Raw genomic sequence first — 14,865 nt, 5'->3', positions numbered from 1 at the left:
CTTATCGACAAAAAAATTCCGATTCTAACAGGACAATATGAAGTCTCGCCAGACGACATCCTATTAAAACCGGAACTCTTAGAAAAATAATATTTTAGAGCAGACAGGTAACCACTCAATCATCATTTTTACTTAATGACGGGTGGAATTTACTTTTGCTCAATTATTTCCAGTCGTCTGTTTGCCATGCAAACAAACAGACTCTGTAAAACGATTTTATCACGTTTTACAGAGTCGTCAAATGTAGTTTTGATTGTAAATAATTGTAAAAAACTCAACTGAGGCGTTTTTGATGTTCTTTGCCGGAAGTTAGTTTTTCATTTGAGCGATTCTAGCCAAACTAGAATCTCACATTTCTATAAATCTATAATTTCTACATCTATCTCTGAATTATCCTCTACAGGCTTTGGGCGATTTGGTCTTCGCTCCCTTCTTTCCCTAGGTGGTCTTGATGATTTCTTTGTGCCATCCAGCTTCTTTACCTTCTTCTTAGCCACTAGTCTGGCTGGAATGAAGTGTAGAATGAAAATCATCACAATAATATACAAATGTACGAAGAATATATTTGTAATTACTCCGTTGTGCTTAAGTAAGTATCCTGTGGAATAACCGTAGGCACAAAGGATAGCAAGGTTTATAAGTCCCATAATCATAATAGGAATATTGGATGCCGCATTCCTAATACAATGCAGGAAATCCTTGAAGCTTGCATCAAAGTATACAAAACGTCCTATCATCAGAGTAAGGAAATATGCGATAAGTGTATCGTAGTTGTTACTCTCATAGATGAACTTAAGATAGCATAATATCAAAATCATATATGCCATTCCTGTCAATCTGATTGATGCCATGTCATCTCGATCAAGGTGCTTTAATCTAACAAGCACATGATCAAAGAAAGAATTAAGCAGAATGGATATAATCATGAATATTAACAGCAGGTAATCCTTATAAGAATCCCAAATTTCCTTAAATGATCCAGATTTTAAAAACAAGTTTATCAAGAAGTAAACTGCCATGAATCCTATGATACTTCCACCTGAGAAAATCAGCTCATAGTATCTTTCTGATAAAGAGAAAAACTCCTGCTCAAAATAATCATCGTTCTTCTTTGTGCTTTTGGCATATAGGTAAAAAATCCAATATACTACACCAAGTAACGCACCTGCTAACAATGCAAAAATAATACATTGTGGCATCTGAAAATAGTGTGCCACGTATTCACTGTAACTCATTTAATAAAACCTTCTTTACTATTTAGTCATTATTAGGCTTCATCATTATCGTCATCGAAGTCCATATCGCCCATGTACTCACGACCAACAACACGCTTAGCTTCGCGCTGCTGCTCTACCTGTACGGAAAGCATTTCTTTTACATTTGCTGAATTCCTAACGTTTCTAATTTCAAATGTACCCAAATTCTTATCAGATGAGCTGACATAGATTGAGCCTACACCAAAGATTCTCTGGCCAAGACTTCTCTTAAGCTGCAAATCCAATATTCTATAAAGTCTAACTTCATTCTGTGTAAGATTTAAAAACCCTGTCTCTACAAACAATCTATCTTCACTCATGCTATATTTTGTAAAACTGAGTGGAAGACCAAAATGTCTTTTTCTATCATGCCATAAAATATCTGCCATCATTACCCTCCTTAAAATCGAAATTAATAATATCGATATTATACCATTGCCTCTACTATTATCAAATCGTCCTCACTTCTAATCTGAAAATCACCGTCATATTTATCTACAACAGCCTGGATGTTTCTCATACCAAAGCCTTGGACACGATTTGCTCGCTTGCTTGATATTAGCTTTCCATTCTCATATTCCAATGGACGGTCTGATGTATTGCTGGAGATGATGCAAAGGTTATCGTTAAATGGCCAGCTTTGAATAGATATCTTGCCGCCGTTAGAATTTGCTTCGATAGCATTCTTCAAAATATTGGAAATCAAAATGCACAAGTCATAATCTCCAATATTTTTCTCTTTAGGAACCACCATTTGAATTTCAAGCTCTATCCCTTTTTCATCTGCCATGGCCTTCATCTGACCAAGGACTCCATCAATGGCTGGGTTGCCAGTATATGATACTCTTCTAAATGACTGAGTATCCGCAAGAAGATTATTGCAGTACTCAGAAACCTTTTCTATATTCCCCTCTGCTGCAAGGGCTGATAATGCATTTAGATGAGCCACCAAATCATGTTTAAAAGCATGAAGCCTTTCCTCGCTCTTGATGATGGTATCTATCTGCTCCTGCTGCACATCAAGCAAAAACTTTCTCTCCGATGCACTACGCTGAGTCTCCTTCGCTTTTCGTTCCAATAAGCCAAGATACAACACAAACAAACAGAAGAGAATACAAGTAACCAACAGCACATTACCTAGTGCACTGGCATACTCTATCAGCTCACTTTTCCCGTACTTAAAATAATCCTGAACTACACTAAGTAAAATCCACAGGAATATACAACTGAGATTCATGACAATCAGCTGTAACATGTTGTAGCTTACTTCATCTTGTTTTCCCCTAGACATATTAGTCTGGTAACAAATAACCAATACCACTGCCACTGGAAAAATAGATGCAGTATATGCCATATAATTATCCTTCCATCCAAGGATTTGACAATACAGAACAAGGAAAACCGTCTGGATAACAGAAGTAATTGTATAGGTTGGAAGGAACAATGAAATCCATCTTTTAAATCCTCCCTTTAAAAAGAACACATTAGTAACTGCTAAAAATACGTATATCAAACTCTGCACACTTTTATCAAAAGGTAATATAATTAGATTTTCCGCTATAACAATCCCCAATATTCCAAACAATGTTTTAGTTCTGTCAAATCGTGGTTTTGCCCCCATTATTACAAGATACACTAAAAAAACAGATATATAATCTTCAAATGTATATATGAATCTATATAATATCTCGGCAACCATCATAATTTAACCTCAAATCTACAATCTATTCTGTATATTAGCAAATAATGGTAAAAAAAAGAAGCCACATACCGTGGCTCCTCTACACTATTCAATTATCCTAAAAACCACTTGATGAAACTAAAATCGATACCCTGTAATCCGTAATACATATCGCCTTACCTCCTCCCTTTATAATTTATCATGAGCATTTTTCATTGCTATTTCACGATATTCTTTTCTGAACGAATCCACATAGCTTCTTCCAATATTAAGTGTAATCCCACCAGAAAGCGCCACACGGTTTTTCTCACACTTTTTTATATCATACGCGTTTACGATATATGATTTGTGAATCTGTATAAATGAATCTCCGAAAAGATTTTTATAATAGGCTAATGAATTTCTTATAGCCTTTATCGTCTTACCATTAGTGCCATAAAAATCACAGTAATTTCCCTCTGATTTAATATAGCTGATTCCTGATTTTTTTACGAAAACCTCTTTGCTGATTTCTACGACAGCATCATCTTTATAATCTCTATAGGCGTTTTCAAGTCTTCGTAGAACCTCATCTGGCTGCAAAGGCTTAAGCATGAACCCAATAACCTTAGCACCGAATGCATCTTGCATGTTTTCATAATGACTTGTAGCAAAAATAACTCTAGTGACTCTATCATTTTTTTCTAAAATTGACTTTATTTCAACGCCATTTTTTCCTGGCATCTCTATATCTAAAAAGAGCAAATCAATTGTCTTTTCACTAGAATCAAGCCAGCTTAACAGCTCCTCGCCATTTGAAAATAAAAGCTTCTCATATCCTTCTGTCTCCTTTAGAAAAGCTTTATCGATGATTGTACAAAGTTCCTGTTGGATTTCCTTGCTGTCATCGCAAATGGCAATTGTGAACATTAGTAAAACCTCCGATTAATATCGTATTTACGAACTGTATTACCATCATATTATTAATTTTCTATCTTATCAATATGTTTATGGTTAAATTTTAGTCTAAGTATGTCCTCCTCGTAATTTGAAGGAATGCTAACCACACATTTATCCTCATTGAAATTAAGCTCTGCTGGTGTAACAAGCCAGTCCTTGTACTTGTTTCCATATCTAAAGCTTACGCTATCATCTGACTCGACAACTGTTTTTCTACCCCATTTGATTCGCGCGATTCTCTTCACTGCTTTGACAAATTCCTGCTTCTCTTCAACTCTTACAGTAACAGAAACTGGTTTTGCCCAAACATAAAAGAATAAAGTCATGAATAATACGAAGCAGGCTATGCTAAGGGATGTAGTTATTAACATGGAAGGACTAAAAAGAATTCCGCCATCAACACTGACCAAGGCGACAAAAATAGCAAAGCCTGCAGTTCCTATCATTCCAAAATGTAGTAAATATCTATTGAATGTACTCATCGTATCCTCACTTCCGGGTTATCCCCCAGCCCAGACACACAGCTGGAGGAAAATATAAATAATTCAGAATCCACGATATATTTTTACCATGCATATATATGTCATTCAACACACATGTGCTGTACTGCAGTTTCTTGTTACAAACGACAAAAAAGGAGGCTATTTGCCTCCTTAATTGCTTCCATAAACTATTTTATAGTATGCCTCAAATAACTTTTTAATATCCTCCTGCTCTTCTTCTGGTGCAAGCTTCACGTAATCTGAAAGCAGACCTCTGTCATTAAAGTCATTCCCATATTTCTTAATAAGAGTGGCCTTTGTCATAGCTACATCCATCTTTATCTTCTTTTCTGGTGAAGCTAATCTATAAATTATTCGTCTGGTCAAAGCTGCCACTCCGAGAATTATTAGTATTAACAGGATAATACTAAGTATTACTATTCCCACAATCTTTAATAACTGCAGCCCCTCATTCTGATATGTTTCCTGGACTTCATCCGCTTCAGGAATAACTGGTAAATCACGCATCTCCAACTGAATTTCTGATTCAGTTTCCGGATCTATTGTTTCACTTCTATGCCAGTTATATTCGGCTGCTGTTGAGTATGCGCTGGTTGGCTCAAATGGTATCCAGCCTACGTTTTGTATATATACCTCAGGCCAAACATGGGCACAGTTTGCTTCTACCACATAATTCTCCTGAATTTCAAATGGGAAATTGTATCTATATCCAATCACGGGCCTTGCTGGTATTCCTATGGACCTAAGAAGCATAACCATCGACGAGGTGTAATGCACACAATATCCCGACTCAGTTTCAAAGAGGAATCTGTCAGCTATATCTGCCATTCCCTTTGGTGTGCTCATATCAGAATCAGGATTATGACCTCCCACTGCTTTGGTGCTATATGTATACTGACGAAGATAAATTTCTATGAGCTTAGCTCTGAGGTAATCATTATCTGCTTTTGCTGTTATTTCAGATGCCAGCTTTTCCATACGGTCTGTAACTCCATCTGTATCACCGTAAGTCTGGTATATGTCTGTCTGATTTACGTACTCATCATATTCACTGGCAGTCATCACATCGGATAGAGCCTGATTATAAAGATTTAGAAAATATTCGCTGGCCTCTTGATATGACATAGGTTCTCTATCAACCAGCTCCCCCTTTGGATTCTGGAATAGTTCCACTAAAACAGGACTTCCGTAATCTATATCCAGATACTTTGCCTTTAATTTATAGCCCTTTCGATGTCTATCATCACTTCTTCCTTTTTCGATGCTGCCATCCTGATTAGTTAACACCAGCGCACCTGCTGGGGCAATTTCATCAGCTGTATCCAGGTAAACATATTCCACATCCAGCTTTGAAATCTGAGAGAACACTTCCGCGGCTTCCTTGTTTATTCCATTATCCTTTAGGAACTGCAGCCAATCTACCAGAGCCTTTCCGTCAACACCCTTTCCACCAGCGAGATAAAGAACTCTCCTCATCTTCATTTTTTTGCCAGTCTCTGAATCCGTATATACGAAGTATGGTCGTTCCACAGATTCAAGAACAAGCTGTAGTTTATCTGAATTTGAGATTCGACCTCCTGTGGCATTGAATGAGCCGTAGCCAACTGTATATTCGCTGTCACCTATCACTGAGCACAAATAATATGCTGTGGCGTCAGCAGCATTTCCAAATACACCTTCTATTCTGGACCAGTCAATAGGATCCCTATTCATTGGTATAAAAAGCAAAAAACATCCTAACAACAGGAAGTAGTGAAATGGAAATTCTCCTTCTTTTCTTCCCCATATAATCTGCTGTATTGCTGATAAAGTAAGTACCGCAAGGGCAATAAAGAGAAGCTTATCCAGTAGCTTGTCACCCCAAAAGGAAGTCCAATACATGCGTAAATACAACGCTACACCATCAAGAATAATGCTACCAAACAAAATAACCTTATCCCTTATTGGCATGTAATCAAAAATGATTCTCACTGCCACTGCTATAATCACAGCTATAGCAATATTGCTCCACTTATCATTTACCTTTAAAAGGAAAAACATAAGAACCGCTGGAATCAGTGAGAACAACGGAACCGCTTTATTTTCCACTATTCCATGAAAAATAAACTCTAGTACCGCATATAAGAAGAATAACAAAATGAACGCTAAAACAAAGCTACCCCTGTTGATGTCGTAGCTATCCCCCTTCGCAAGCAAAAAAATCTCCAAACATATGGTGATTAACGCAAATACGAACAGATGAAGTTTTTTCTCAACCGCAAATGATGCAGCTATTCTCTCCCTCACCAGGATCTTCTCTGATGATAATCCAGGTATCGCATTCATAATCTTTTGATCTCCGCTCAGTCGCTAACCTTTGAATCTCATTAAAGGCTTTTGAAGAGCCATAAAAAATACCATCTGCTACTATACTGTAAAAATCCATGAAGCTTTCACGGGAATCAACTGTAGATTCCTTAACATCTCCCGATGGATATATTAGTCTAACCGGAACTCCCTGCTCACCGAAATGCCATGCCGCCGATACAACAAATTCCAGAAAAATATCTCTCTTCTTTAGATACTCCAAATCTTCCCTGCTTTCAGGTGGATTGGATGCCTCCATCAAAATCGTAACAGTCCTCTTCTCCATCTTATCTGGAGTTCTAACCATCAGTTCTCCCTGCTTTGCTGACACCTTCCAGTTGATAGTATTTAGACTATCTCCTTTATAATAAGGTCTCATATCACTTCCCGGAGTATCCTCATAAAGTCTGTTACTTTTTAATCCTGTATTATTTATAAGATTTTCAATATCAAGAACCTTTGCCGCCACATCTGTTATCTGCGGCCTTACAATTGCCCTGAAGTTATACTGAACATCTAGCTCCACTGTATACATATAAAATGGGTCTGTAAGAGAAATCCTATCGATGCCAATGTTATAAGCTCCTGCGTATTTACAGGTTATACCCGAAAGGAGCTCCTTCTTTTGATGATTATCCAGGGAAATCTCCTGGCCATTTTCAATTTCATAAAGGCTGCATCTGTCATCCAGCGTGTACATTCCCATACGATGAACTGGAAAAATACCTGCATTTTCAAAAAGCACGCGATACCTGTGCTCTTCACCCTTGGTGACCTTATAAACCTCTATCTCCTGAAATATATTTAAGAATTTGTAATTTAATATGGTGTATAAAATGGAAACAGGAATCAGAAGCAGCATTCCATAGAACCACGCAAAAGAAACTGGCCCTCCATAATAGCTGGCAAAAATGATGCTTAGAACCAGCCCAATCAGATATGCAATTACTCCCCTTTTATGAATTCGAACCTTCATTACATCTCACCTGCTCAAGAATCTTCCTTACCAAATACTCTTTAGTTGTGCGACTAAGTCTAGCCTCGCTTGTAAGAATTATTCTATGAGTCAATGTAAGTGTGGCAGCCTCTGCAATATCCTCTGGAATGCAGTAGTCTCTATCTGCCATAAAAGCTAAGGCCTGAGCGCAACGAAGCAAAGATAAAAGTGCTCTTGGTGATGCACCACACGCAATCTCTGGATTATTTCTTGTAGCCTCTACAATCTTCACAGCATAGGTTCGAAGATTATCCTTTATGGTGACAGCGTTAACCTGTCGACGCATTTCATTAATATCCTCTCCTGTCATAACAGAAGTTGTCTCCTGATGTAGCTGTCCCTCCAAAAATCTTTTTACCATATCCTCAGATGCATCCTGATTTGGATATCCCACGCTGAGCTTTATCATAAAACGGTCGAGCTGTGCCTCTGGGAGTGGATAAGTTCCTGCCATCTCCACAGGATTCTGGGTACCTATTACCATAAATGGCGCCGGTACAGGAATATCCTTTCCATCTATTGTGACCTGCTGTTCCTCCATTACCTGAAGTAAGGCAGACTGAGTTTTTGGGGATGTACGATTGAGCTCATCAACAAGAACTATGTTACTGACAACAGGACCTGGCATCACCTGAAAGCTTTGGTCCTTAGAATTGAAAATAGAAACACCGGTAATATCCGATGGCATGGTATCTGGAGTACACTGAATGCGGGCAAATGACAACGCCACAGAATCAGCAAGGGCCTTGGCAAGTGACGTTTTTCCAACACCGGGAACATCCTCTAAAAGCACATGACCTTCCGCCAGAAAAGCAGCAATCAGCTTGTCGATTACTTCTCCTTTTCCAACGATGCGCTGCTCCATGCTGTCCTTCAGCTTTTGCACCTTTTCATTCATCTATATATCCCCCCTCAACACTTATTTCCCATAACTTTATATTTTAATCATACACTTTCTCAGATTCTGTTCAATATCTTTTGGTCACTTTTTCAAAATGTGTCCATTAAAATCTCACACCCCTAGAATATAAAATAACGCTGTGCTATTTTACAGTGAAAAGAAATTAGTGGAGGGGAGCTTATGAAAAAATATCCATTAACTGCAGCACAAAATATGCATTATCAGTGGATACGCAAATACGGTACACAGCAGGTTTCAGGTCTTAGCATTGTTGCTTCGCTGAAGGCCGACCTTGATTTTAATCTCTTAGAAAAATGCATTCGTATGGAAATCAAGCGCTATAGCTGTATGCGTGTTCAATTCACAAAACCTGATTCCAACGGAAATATCAAACAATATATTTCTTCCTCAGGAGACTACGAAATTCCACTTAAAGATTTATCTGATATGACCATGGAGGAAGCCGACAAGACAATGCAGTCATGGGCTTATAACACCATTGATGGAGCCAACATTCCTATGTTTGAAATCTTTATGGTAAAGCTTCCTGAGGGCTACCGTGGATTCTTCCTGCATATGGACCACAGACTTATCGATTCCTGTGGAGTTGTAGTTATGACCAACGATATCATGGCTCTTTATACCCATTTCAAATTCGGTTCAAAGATGCCAGATGAATTAGCTGATTTTGAAGATGTCCTGGTAAAGGATTTATCAAAAACAAAAAACGAAAAGCGCTTCCTTAGAGACAAAAGCTTCTGGGATGACATTTTAGATAAACTAGGCGAACCAATTTATTCTGATATTCAGGGACCTCTGGCCTTAGACAGGTCTCGCAGAAAACACAAAAATCCAACTCTTCGCTCTGCCGACATTGAGCTAAAGGATTTATTTGTAGCAGTTGAAGACTACAAGTTAGAACCTGATTCAGCCAAGACTTTATACGATTTCTGCCAGAATAACCAGATTTCCATGACAAATCTTTTGCTTTTGGGAATGCGTACATATCTTTCAAAGGTTAATAATGGGCAGACAGATATATCAATCCAAAACTTTATTTCCAGACGCTCCACAAAGGATGAGTGGACCTCGGGAGGAAGCCGAACCATCATGTTCCCGTGCCGAACAAAAATCGCGCCTAATACTTCGTTCCTCTCGGCAGCATATGAGGTTCAGGATATGCAAAACCAGATATATCTCCATGCCAACTACGACCCGCAGCTTATATATGATGAGATAAAAAAACGCTATCACACACCGGACAATACCACCTATGAAAGCTGTTATCTCACATATCAGCCCCTTACAGCAAAAATGGATAATCCTTTCCTTAAGGATATCCCGATGCACTCCAAATGGTTTGCAAATGGAGCTGCCACAAAGAAAATGTACCTTACAGTTTCCCACACCGAGGATGGTGGAATGAATTTCTCATATCACTATCAAACAGCTGATTTAAATGAAAAGCATATTGAGCTTTTAAACTATTACCTTATGAGAATTATTTTCCGAGGTGTGGAACAGCCTAATCTTACCGTAGGCGAGATTATGGCCGCAGTGTAAAGGAGGTGTAAACATGACGATAGAAAAAGCTTTTAAACAGTTAGTATCTCAGTATTGTAAGTTCTCCCCAGCAGAGCTGACAGGCGAGAAAAGATTCCGTGAGGATTTGGACTTCTCATCATTAGATTTCATGTCCTTCCTGGGAGAGCTGGAGGATGAATTTGATGTGGAACTGGAGCAGGACAAAATCATTCAGATACACACTATCGATGAAGCGCTTTCTATGATTCGTAAGTTACAGGAGGTGTGCTAATGAAACTACTTAGATGGATTTGGTATAGATTTTTTGATAAGACCGGAAAAGCATTCTCTAACTTAATGGAGGTTTCATAATGGAAAATCTTAGAACTCTCTGGGACGATACCGCCAGCAAATTTTCAGAGCTGACAGCTGTAAGATGGTTGGATAAAAAAGCTGTCTGCGGAGCTACCTACGGAAAACTTGATGATAAAATCACAAATATCCGTAAAGGGCTCTTGGCGACAGGATATTCTGAGGCTCATATTGCTATTATTGGCGAAAGCAGTCTCCAATGGATTTCCAGCTATCTTGGTATAGTAACCGGCACAAACGTTGCTGTTCCTCTGGATGCACTACTTCCTCAGAAGGAGTTAATCGACCTGATTAATCGTGCCGACTGTCAGGTTCTTTTCCTAAGCCCAAAACTTATCTCCCTTGCAGAGCCTGCCCTTCAGCAATGCAAAAAGCTAAAACAGATTTGGCTACTTCAGGATTCTTACGAACAGAATATACCTAACGCCAAAATAGGAACTTTATCTGAACTGATGGACCTTGGAAAGGACAAGGCAGATACAGATGGAGCAGCCCCTGATTCCATTGCCACCATCATATTCACATCAGGCACCACTGGAAAAAGCAAAGGTGTAATGCTCACCCAGAAAAACCTATTTGATAATGTAAAAAATGTTGATTACGAAGAAGCTCCAGGATGTGTCATGATGAGTGTCCTACCAATTCATCATGCCTACTGCCTGGTAATGGACTGGCTTAAGGGATTTTCTCTTGGTGCAATAGTTTGTATCAATGATAGTCTGATGCACATGGTGAGAAATATCAGCATTTTCAGACCAAAGGTCATCCTTATGGTGCCTCTTATGATTGAATCAATTTATAAGAGACTATCCTCTTTAACTGAGCTTTCAGATGAAATGATCTATGAAACTGTCTTCGGTGGAAATCTAAAGATTATCTTTACTGGTGGAGCGCATCTCGACCCATTTTACATAGATGAGTTTAAGAAATACGGAATAGATATTTACGAGGGCTATGGCATGTCCGAATGTTCTCCTGTTATCACCACAAACACTGTTGATAATCACAAGCCAGGCTCAATCGGAAAACCTCTCGCAAATGTTCAGATTAAATTTGTAGATGGGGAAATTCTTGTAAAGGGTACAAGCGTTATGAAGGGCTACTACAATATGCCTGAAGAAACGTCAGCTACTCTTGAGGGTGGCTGGCTTCATACTGGGGACAAAGGCTATCTTGATAAAGACGGATACCTTTTCATCAATGGCCGTGTTAAGAATCTTATTATCCTGTCCAATGGGGAAAACGTATCTCCTGAGGAAATTGAGAATAAACTGGGACTATGTCCTCTTATCGCAGAAGTCATAATTACCGGAAACAACACTGGTCTTACCGCAAACATCTACCCAGATGACGATTATGCACAGCGACAGTGTTTGAACCCACTAGATATCAACAAAGAGCTTCAGGATTATATTGATAAATATAATTATGGCCAGCCAAGCTACCGACATATCACAAATCTGGTAGTCCGGACTGATCCATTCATCAGAAACACTACTGGTAAAATCAAAAGAAATGATCCATCAATTCTCCATGAAGGGCAGAACGCCGTTTAGGAAAATGGTGGTCAATATATCTGCTATTTCTTCTGCGGGGGTCTCACAGGCCTCCGCTGTCCATTTGTGGAGCACACCAAGTGTTGCGCCAATAGTAGCTGCTATGAGATATGAAAACTGCTGCTTATTAATGTTCATGGCATTGCCTTGGCTGACTGTCGCCACATACTTATGAAACATCATCATAGCTTTTTCCAGAAAACTATCTCCTCTTGGACTGTGAAGAACACTGGCCAGAAACTTGTTTTCCTTTGTATAATTACAGATTGCAAGAAAGTATGACTTACACAACTGGTGGTCATCCTTTGGGTGAAAGCTCTCCATCAGCTGAAAAATATCTTCAATTGTCTTGTCCTCAGCCGCCGATAAAAGTGCCGGAACATTCTCATAATGATTATAAAATGTGCTTCGCACCACACCAGATTTCTTTACAACATCAGAAACAGTTATCTTTTCAAATTCCTTTTCACTACTGAGTATGAAGAAAGCGTCAACAATAGCTTCTTCTACCGTTACATATCTCTCGTCTAATTCATTCATAACTTATCCCCTTAAAAAATAAGGAGTTACTCCGAGAGTAACTCCTTATAGTAATTAGCTAAATATAGGCTTTAAAGCATCAGCAAGCTTGTCTTTCATAGCTTCAGCCTCAGCAAGATCCTTACCCTTTGTAGTGAAGTAAGCCTTAATCTTTGGCTCTGTACCTGAAGGACGAACAACTACTGTGCTGCCGTTCTCAAGGCCGTAGATAAGAACGTTTGCCGATGGAAGTCCTGTCTCAGCTGTGTTCTTGTAATCTGTAACCTTAGAAACTGCGATGCCTGCAAAATCAGCTGGTGGATTCTCACGAAGTGAGGTCATGATACCAGCCATTGTATCCATACCTGAAAGGCCTGGGAACTCGAATGAGTCTACCTTGTTGAGGTAACGGCCATACTCAGCATAAATCTCCTCAAGTCTCTGCTTAAGTGAGCTTCCGATGCTGCGATAATAAGCAGCCATCTCACAGATAAGCATTGAACCGATAACAGCATCCTTATCACGAACGTAAGGACCTGCAAGGTATCCGTATGACTCCTCGAAACCGAAGATAAATCTATCAACTTCTCCATCAGCCTCAAGACCAGCAATCTGATCACCAATCCACTTGAAGCCTGTAAGAACTGAACGAAGCTCTACGCCGTAGTGCTCTGCAACTGCATCAGCAAGTGGTGTAGAAACGATTGACTTAACTGCAACTGGGTTCTTTGGCATTGTGCCCTTCTCGATACGACCTGCTGCGATGTAATCAAGAAGAAGAACACCTACTTCGTTACCAGAAACAAGCTCATAGCTTCCGTCTGGACACTTCATAGCGATACCAACGCGGTCTGCGTCAGGATCTGTAGCAAGCATAAGATCTGCACCCTCAGCCTTTGCAAGCTCAAGACCAAGCTTAAGAGCATCAAAGATTTCTGGGTTTGGATAGCTGCATGTTGTGAAGTAACCGTTTGGATACTCCTGCTCTGGAACGATTGTGATATCTGTAATACCGATGTCGTTAAGAACGCGAGTAACAGGAACTAAGCCTGAACCGTTAAGTGGGCTGTAAACAAGCTTAAGACCAGCTGTCTTGCAAAGACCTGGACGAACCTGTCTCTCCTCGATTGCTGCATAGAATGCATCCTTGCAATCGTCACCAACGAACTTAATAAGTCCCTTCTCAACGCCCTCTGCAAAAGACATAACCTTTGCGCCTGTGAGGACATCAGTCTTCTGAATCTCAGCATAAACGATAGCTGCTGCATCATCTGTCATCTGGCAACCATCTGGACCATATGCCTTATAACCATTGTATTTTGCAGGGTTGTGTGAAGCTGTCACCATGATACCTGCATTGCACTTATAATAACGTGTTGCAAATGAAAGTGCTGGAACTGGCATAAGTGCATCGTAAATACGAACATTAATACCATTAGCTGCAAGTACACCTGCTGCTGTCTTAGCAAATACATCGCTCTTAAGACGTGAGTCATAGCTGATTGCAACTGTCTGATTGCCCCCCTGAGTCTTAACCCAGTTAGCAAGTCCCTGTGTAGCCTGACGTACAACGTAAATGTTCATTCTGTTTGTACCTGCCCCAAGGACGCCACGAAGACCTGCTGTACCAAAAGCAAGTGCTACAGCGAATCTGTCTTTGATTTCTTCTTCATTTCCTTTGATTTTTGCAAGCTCAGGCTTAAGATCACAGTCCTCAAGGTCTGCGGCAAGCCAACGCTCATAATCTTTCATATACATAATCTTCATCTCCTCGTTTTCTTCTACTTAAAAAACTCCTTTAATTTTAAGTTTTCCAGTTAGGCATGTCAACCTAAGTAATGTTAATTATTTTTTGTATAGGCTTTTGATTCATTACTTATTTGAGATATTAGATGATATAGTGAACCTGCAATCTTAAAAAGACCTATTTGGCATATCTGATATGTACCCTCTTTACTGGACAACCAGTAAGGAGGGTATTTTTATGCACTATAGTTATATTTTCAAAAGAAATGCGGTAGATTTGTATCACCAAGGTCTTTGGCCTGATACGCCAGATGGTATTAGTACTGAAAACTTTCGTAATACGATACGAGGCTGGGTTAGAATTGAAGAGTCATGCGGTCCTTATGCTCTTTGTCACAAAGAGCATAACAAAGAATGGTCGCCTGAGGAACGTTATGCTTTAGTTGCGCGTGTTTTGGCTGGTGAGTCTCTCAAAAGTGTTGCTTATTCGGTAGGTGTTACTTATAGTCAACTTAACCAATGGGT

At 39.4% G+C, this 14,865-nt stretch carries 14 protein-coding genes; 4 read left to right on the top strand and 10 right to left on the bottom strand.

All coding sequences use genetic code 11. The features are described from left to right. Nucleotides 1-356: 356 nt before the first annotated feature. From BUA88_RS15225 to BUA88_RS15190, 8 genes are all read right to left on the bottom strand, one after another. Nucleotides 357-1,235: a hypothetical protein gene (locus BUA88_RS15225; protein ID WP_072919554.1), complete on the bottom strand. Its 879-nt coding sequence runs from the start codon at nt 1,233-1,235 to the stop codon at nt 357-359. Nucleotides 1,236-1,267: 32 nt separating this feature from the next. Beyond that, entirely contained in the window at nt 1,268-1,645 is a 378-nt protein-coding gene (locus BUA88_RS15220; protein WP_072919552.1) for a PH domain-containing protein, read from the bottom strand. Nucleotides 1,646-1,683: 38 nt separating this feature from the next. After that, on the bottom strand, nt 1,684-2,958 hold the full coding sequence (locus BUA88_RS15215) for a sensor histidine kinase (RefSeq protein WP_072919550.1): 1,275 nt from the start codon (nt 2,956-2,958) through the stop codon (nt 1,684-1,686). Nucleotides 2,959-3,126: 168 nt separating this feature from the next. After that, a complete protein-coding gene (locus BUA88_RS15210; protein WP_072919548.1) occupies nt 3,127-3,846 on the bottom strand; it encodes a LytR/AlgR family response regulator transcription factor in 720 nt (239 codons plus the stop codon). Between the two features lie 53 nt (nt 3,847-3,899). Continuing rightward, the gene (locus tag BUA88_RS15205; protein WP_072919546.1) at nt 3,900-4,358 is read right to left on the bottom strand and encodes a hypothetical protein; all 459 of its coding nucleotides are present in this window, start codon (nt 4,356-4,358) and stop codon (nt 3,900-3,902) included. A gap of 171 nt (nt 4,359-4,529) precedes the next feature. Beyond that, the gene (locus BUA88_RS15200; RefSeq protein ID WP_083572563.1) at nt 4,530-6,704 is read right to left on the bottom strand and encodes a transglutaminase-like domain-containing protein; all 2,175 of its coding nucleotides are present in this window, start codon (nt 6,702-6,704) and stop codon (nt 4,530-4,532) included. Beyond that, the gene (locus BUA88_RS15195) at nt 6,631-7,701 is read right to left on the bottom strand and encodes a DUF58 domain-containing protein (protein WP_072919542.1); all 1,071 of its coding nucleotides are present in this window, start codon (nt 7,699-7,701) and stop codon (nt 6,631-6,633) included. The genes BUA88_RS15200 and BUA88_RS15195 overlap by 74 nt, the downstream gene beginning before the upstream one ends. Continuing rightward, a complete protein-coding gene (locus BUA88_RS15190; RefSeq protein ID WP_072919540.1) occupies nt 7,682-8,620 on the bottom strand; it encodes an AAA family ATPase in 939 nt (312 codons plus the stop codon). Before BUA88_RS15190 ends, BUA88_RS15195 begins: the two co-directional genes overlap by 20 nt. Before the next feature lie 183 nt (nt 8,621-8,803). On the opposite strand from BUA88_RS15190, the gene BUA88_RS15185 reads away from it, so the two are divergent. From BUA88_RS15185 to BUA88_RS15175, 3 genes are all read left to right on the top strand, one after another. Beyond that, nucleotides 8,804-10,186, top strand: coding sequence for a condensation domain-containing protein (locus BUA88_RS15185; RefSeq protein ID WP_072919539.1), 1,383 nt, complete (start codon nt 8,804-8,806; stop codon nt 10,184-10,186). A gap of 13 nt (nt 10,187-10,199) precedes the next feature. Continuing rightward, entirely contained in the window at nt 10,200-10,439 is a 240-nt protein-coding gene (locus BUA88_RS15180) for an acyl carrier protein (protein ID WP_072919536.1), read from the top strand. A gap of 79 nt (nt 10,440-10,518) precedes the next feature. Then, nucleotides 10,519-12,075 carry an AMP-binding protein gene (locus BUA88_RS15175; protein WP_072919534.1) on the top strand — a complete coding sequence of 519 codons (1,557 nt, stop codon included), beginning with the start codon at nt 10,519-10,521 and terminating at the stop codon, nt 12,073-12,075. On the opposite strand, the gene BUA88_RS15170 is transcribed toward BUA88_RS15175, so the two are convergent. Beyond that, a complete protein-coding gene (locus tag BUA88_RS15170; protein WP_072919532.1) occupies nt 12,043-12,615 on the bottom strand; it encodes a TetR/AcrR family transcriptional regulator in 573 nt (190 codons plus the stop codon). The genes BUA88_RS15175 and BUA88_RS15170 overlap by 33 nt on opposite strands. A 54-nt stretch (nt 12,616-12,669) precedes the next feature. After that, entirely contained in the window at nt 12,670-14,352 is a 1,683-nt protein-coding gene (locus tag BUA88_RS15165; protein WP_072919530.1) for a phospho-sugar mutase, read from the bottom strand. A 226-nt stretch (nt 14,353-14,578) separates the two neighbouring features. Between BUA88_RS15165 and BUA88_RS15160 the strand changes: the two genes are divergently transcribed. Then, nucleotides 14,579-14,865, top strand: a 287-nt coding sequence (locus BUA88_RS15160; protein ID WP_159430912.1) for a transposase, incomplete at its 3' end; no start/stop codon positions are given.

Origin of the sequence: Pseudobutyrivibrio xylanivorans DSM 14809 (genome assembly GCF_900141825.1) — a bacterium.
In the GTDB taxonomy this organism is placed as follows: domain Bacteria; phylum Bacillota; class Clostridia; order Lachnospirales; family Lachnospiraceae; genus Pseudobutyrivibrio; species Pseudobutyrivibrio xylanivorans.
Note: the sequence above shows the minus strand (reverse complement) of the source record. Positions and strands in the feature narration are given on the sequence as shown.

What these genes read in the sequence shown, in the direction of transcription:
- BUA88_RS15225 (WP_072919554.1), bottom strand. Translation starts at nt 1,235, where the DNA reads ATGAGTTACAGTGAATACGTGGCACACTATTTTCAGATGCCACAATGT.
- BUA88_RS15220 (WP_072919552.1), bottom strand. Translation starts at nt 1,645, where the DNA reads ATGGCAGATATTTTATGGCATGATAGAAAAAGACATTTTGGTCTTCCA.
- BUA88_RS15215 (WP_072919550.1), bottom strand. Translation starts at nt 2,958, where the DNA reads ATGATGGTTGCCGAGATATTATATAGATTCATATATACATTTGAAGAT.
- BUA88_RS15210 (WP_072919548.1), bottom strand. Translation starts at nt 3,846, where the DNA reads ATGTTCACAATTGCCATTTGCGATGACAGCAAGGAAATCCAACAGGAA.
- BUA88_RS15205 (WP_072919546.1), bottom strand. Translation starts at nt 4,358, where the DNA reads ATGAGTACATTCAATAGATATTTACTACATTTTGGAATGATAGGAACT.
- BUA88_RS15200 (WP_083572563.1), bottom strand. Translation starts at nt 6,704, where the DNA reads ATGAATGCGATACCTGGATTATCATCAGAGAAGATCCTGGTGAGGGAG.
- BUA88_RS15195 (WP_072919542.1), bottom strand. Translation starts at nt 7,701, where the DNA reads ATGAAGGTTCGAATTCATAAAAGGGGAGTAATTGCATATCTGATTGGG.
- BUA88_RS15190 (WP_072919540.1), bottom strand. Translation starts at nt 8,620, where the DNA reads ATGAATGAAAAGGTGCAAAAGCTGAAGGACAGCATGGAGCAGCGCATC.
- BUA88_RS15185 (WP_072919539.1), top strand. Translation starts at nt 8,804, where the DNA reads ATGAAAAAATATCCATTAACTGCAGCACAAAATATGCATTATCAGTGG.
- BUA88_RS15180 (WP_072919536.1), top strand. Translation starts at nt 10,200, where the DNA reads ATGACGATAGAAAAAGCTTTTAAACAGTTAGTATCTCAGTATTGTAAG.
- BUA88_RS15175 (WP_072919534.1), top strand. Translation starts at nt 10,519, where the DNA reads ATGGAAAATCTTAGAACTCTCTGGGACGATACCGCCAGCAAATTTTCA.
- BUA88_RS15170 (WP_072919532.1), bottom strand. Translation starts at nt 12,615, where the DNA reads ATGAATGAATTAGACGAGAGATATGTAACGGTAGAAGAAGCTATTGTT.
- BUA88_RS15165 (WP_072919530.1), bottom strand. Translation starts at nt 14,352, where the DNA reads ATGTATATGAAAGATTATGAGCGTTGGCTTGCCGCAGACCTTGAGGAC.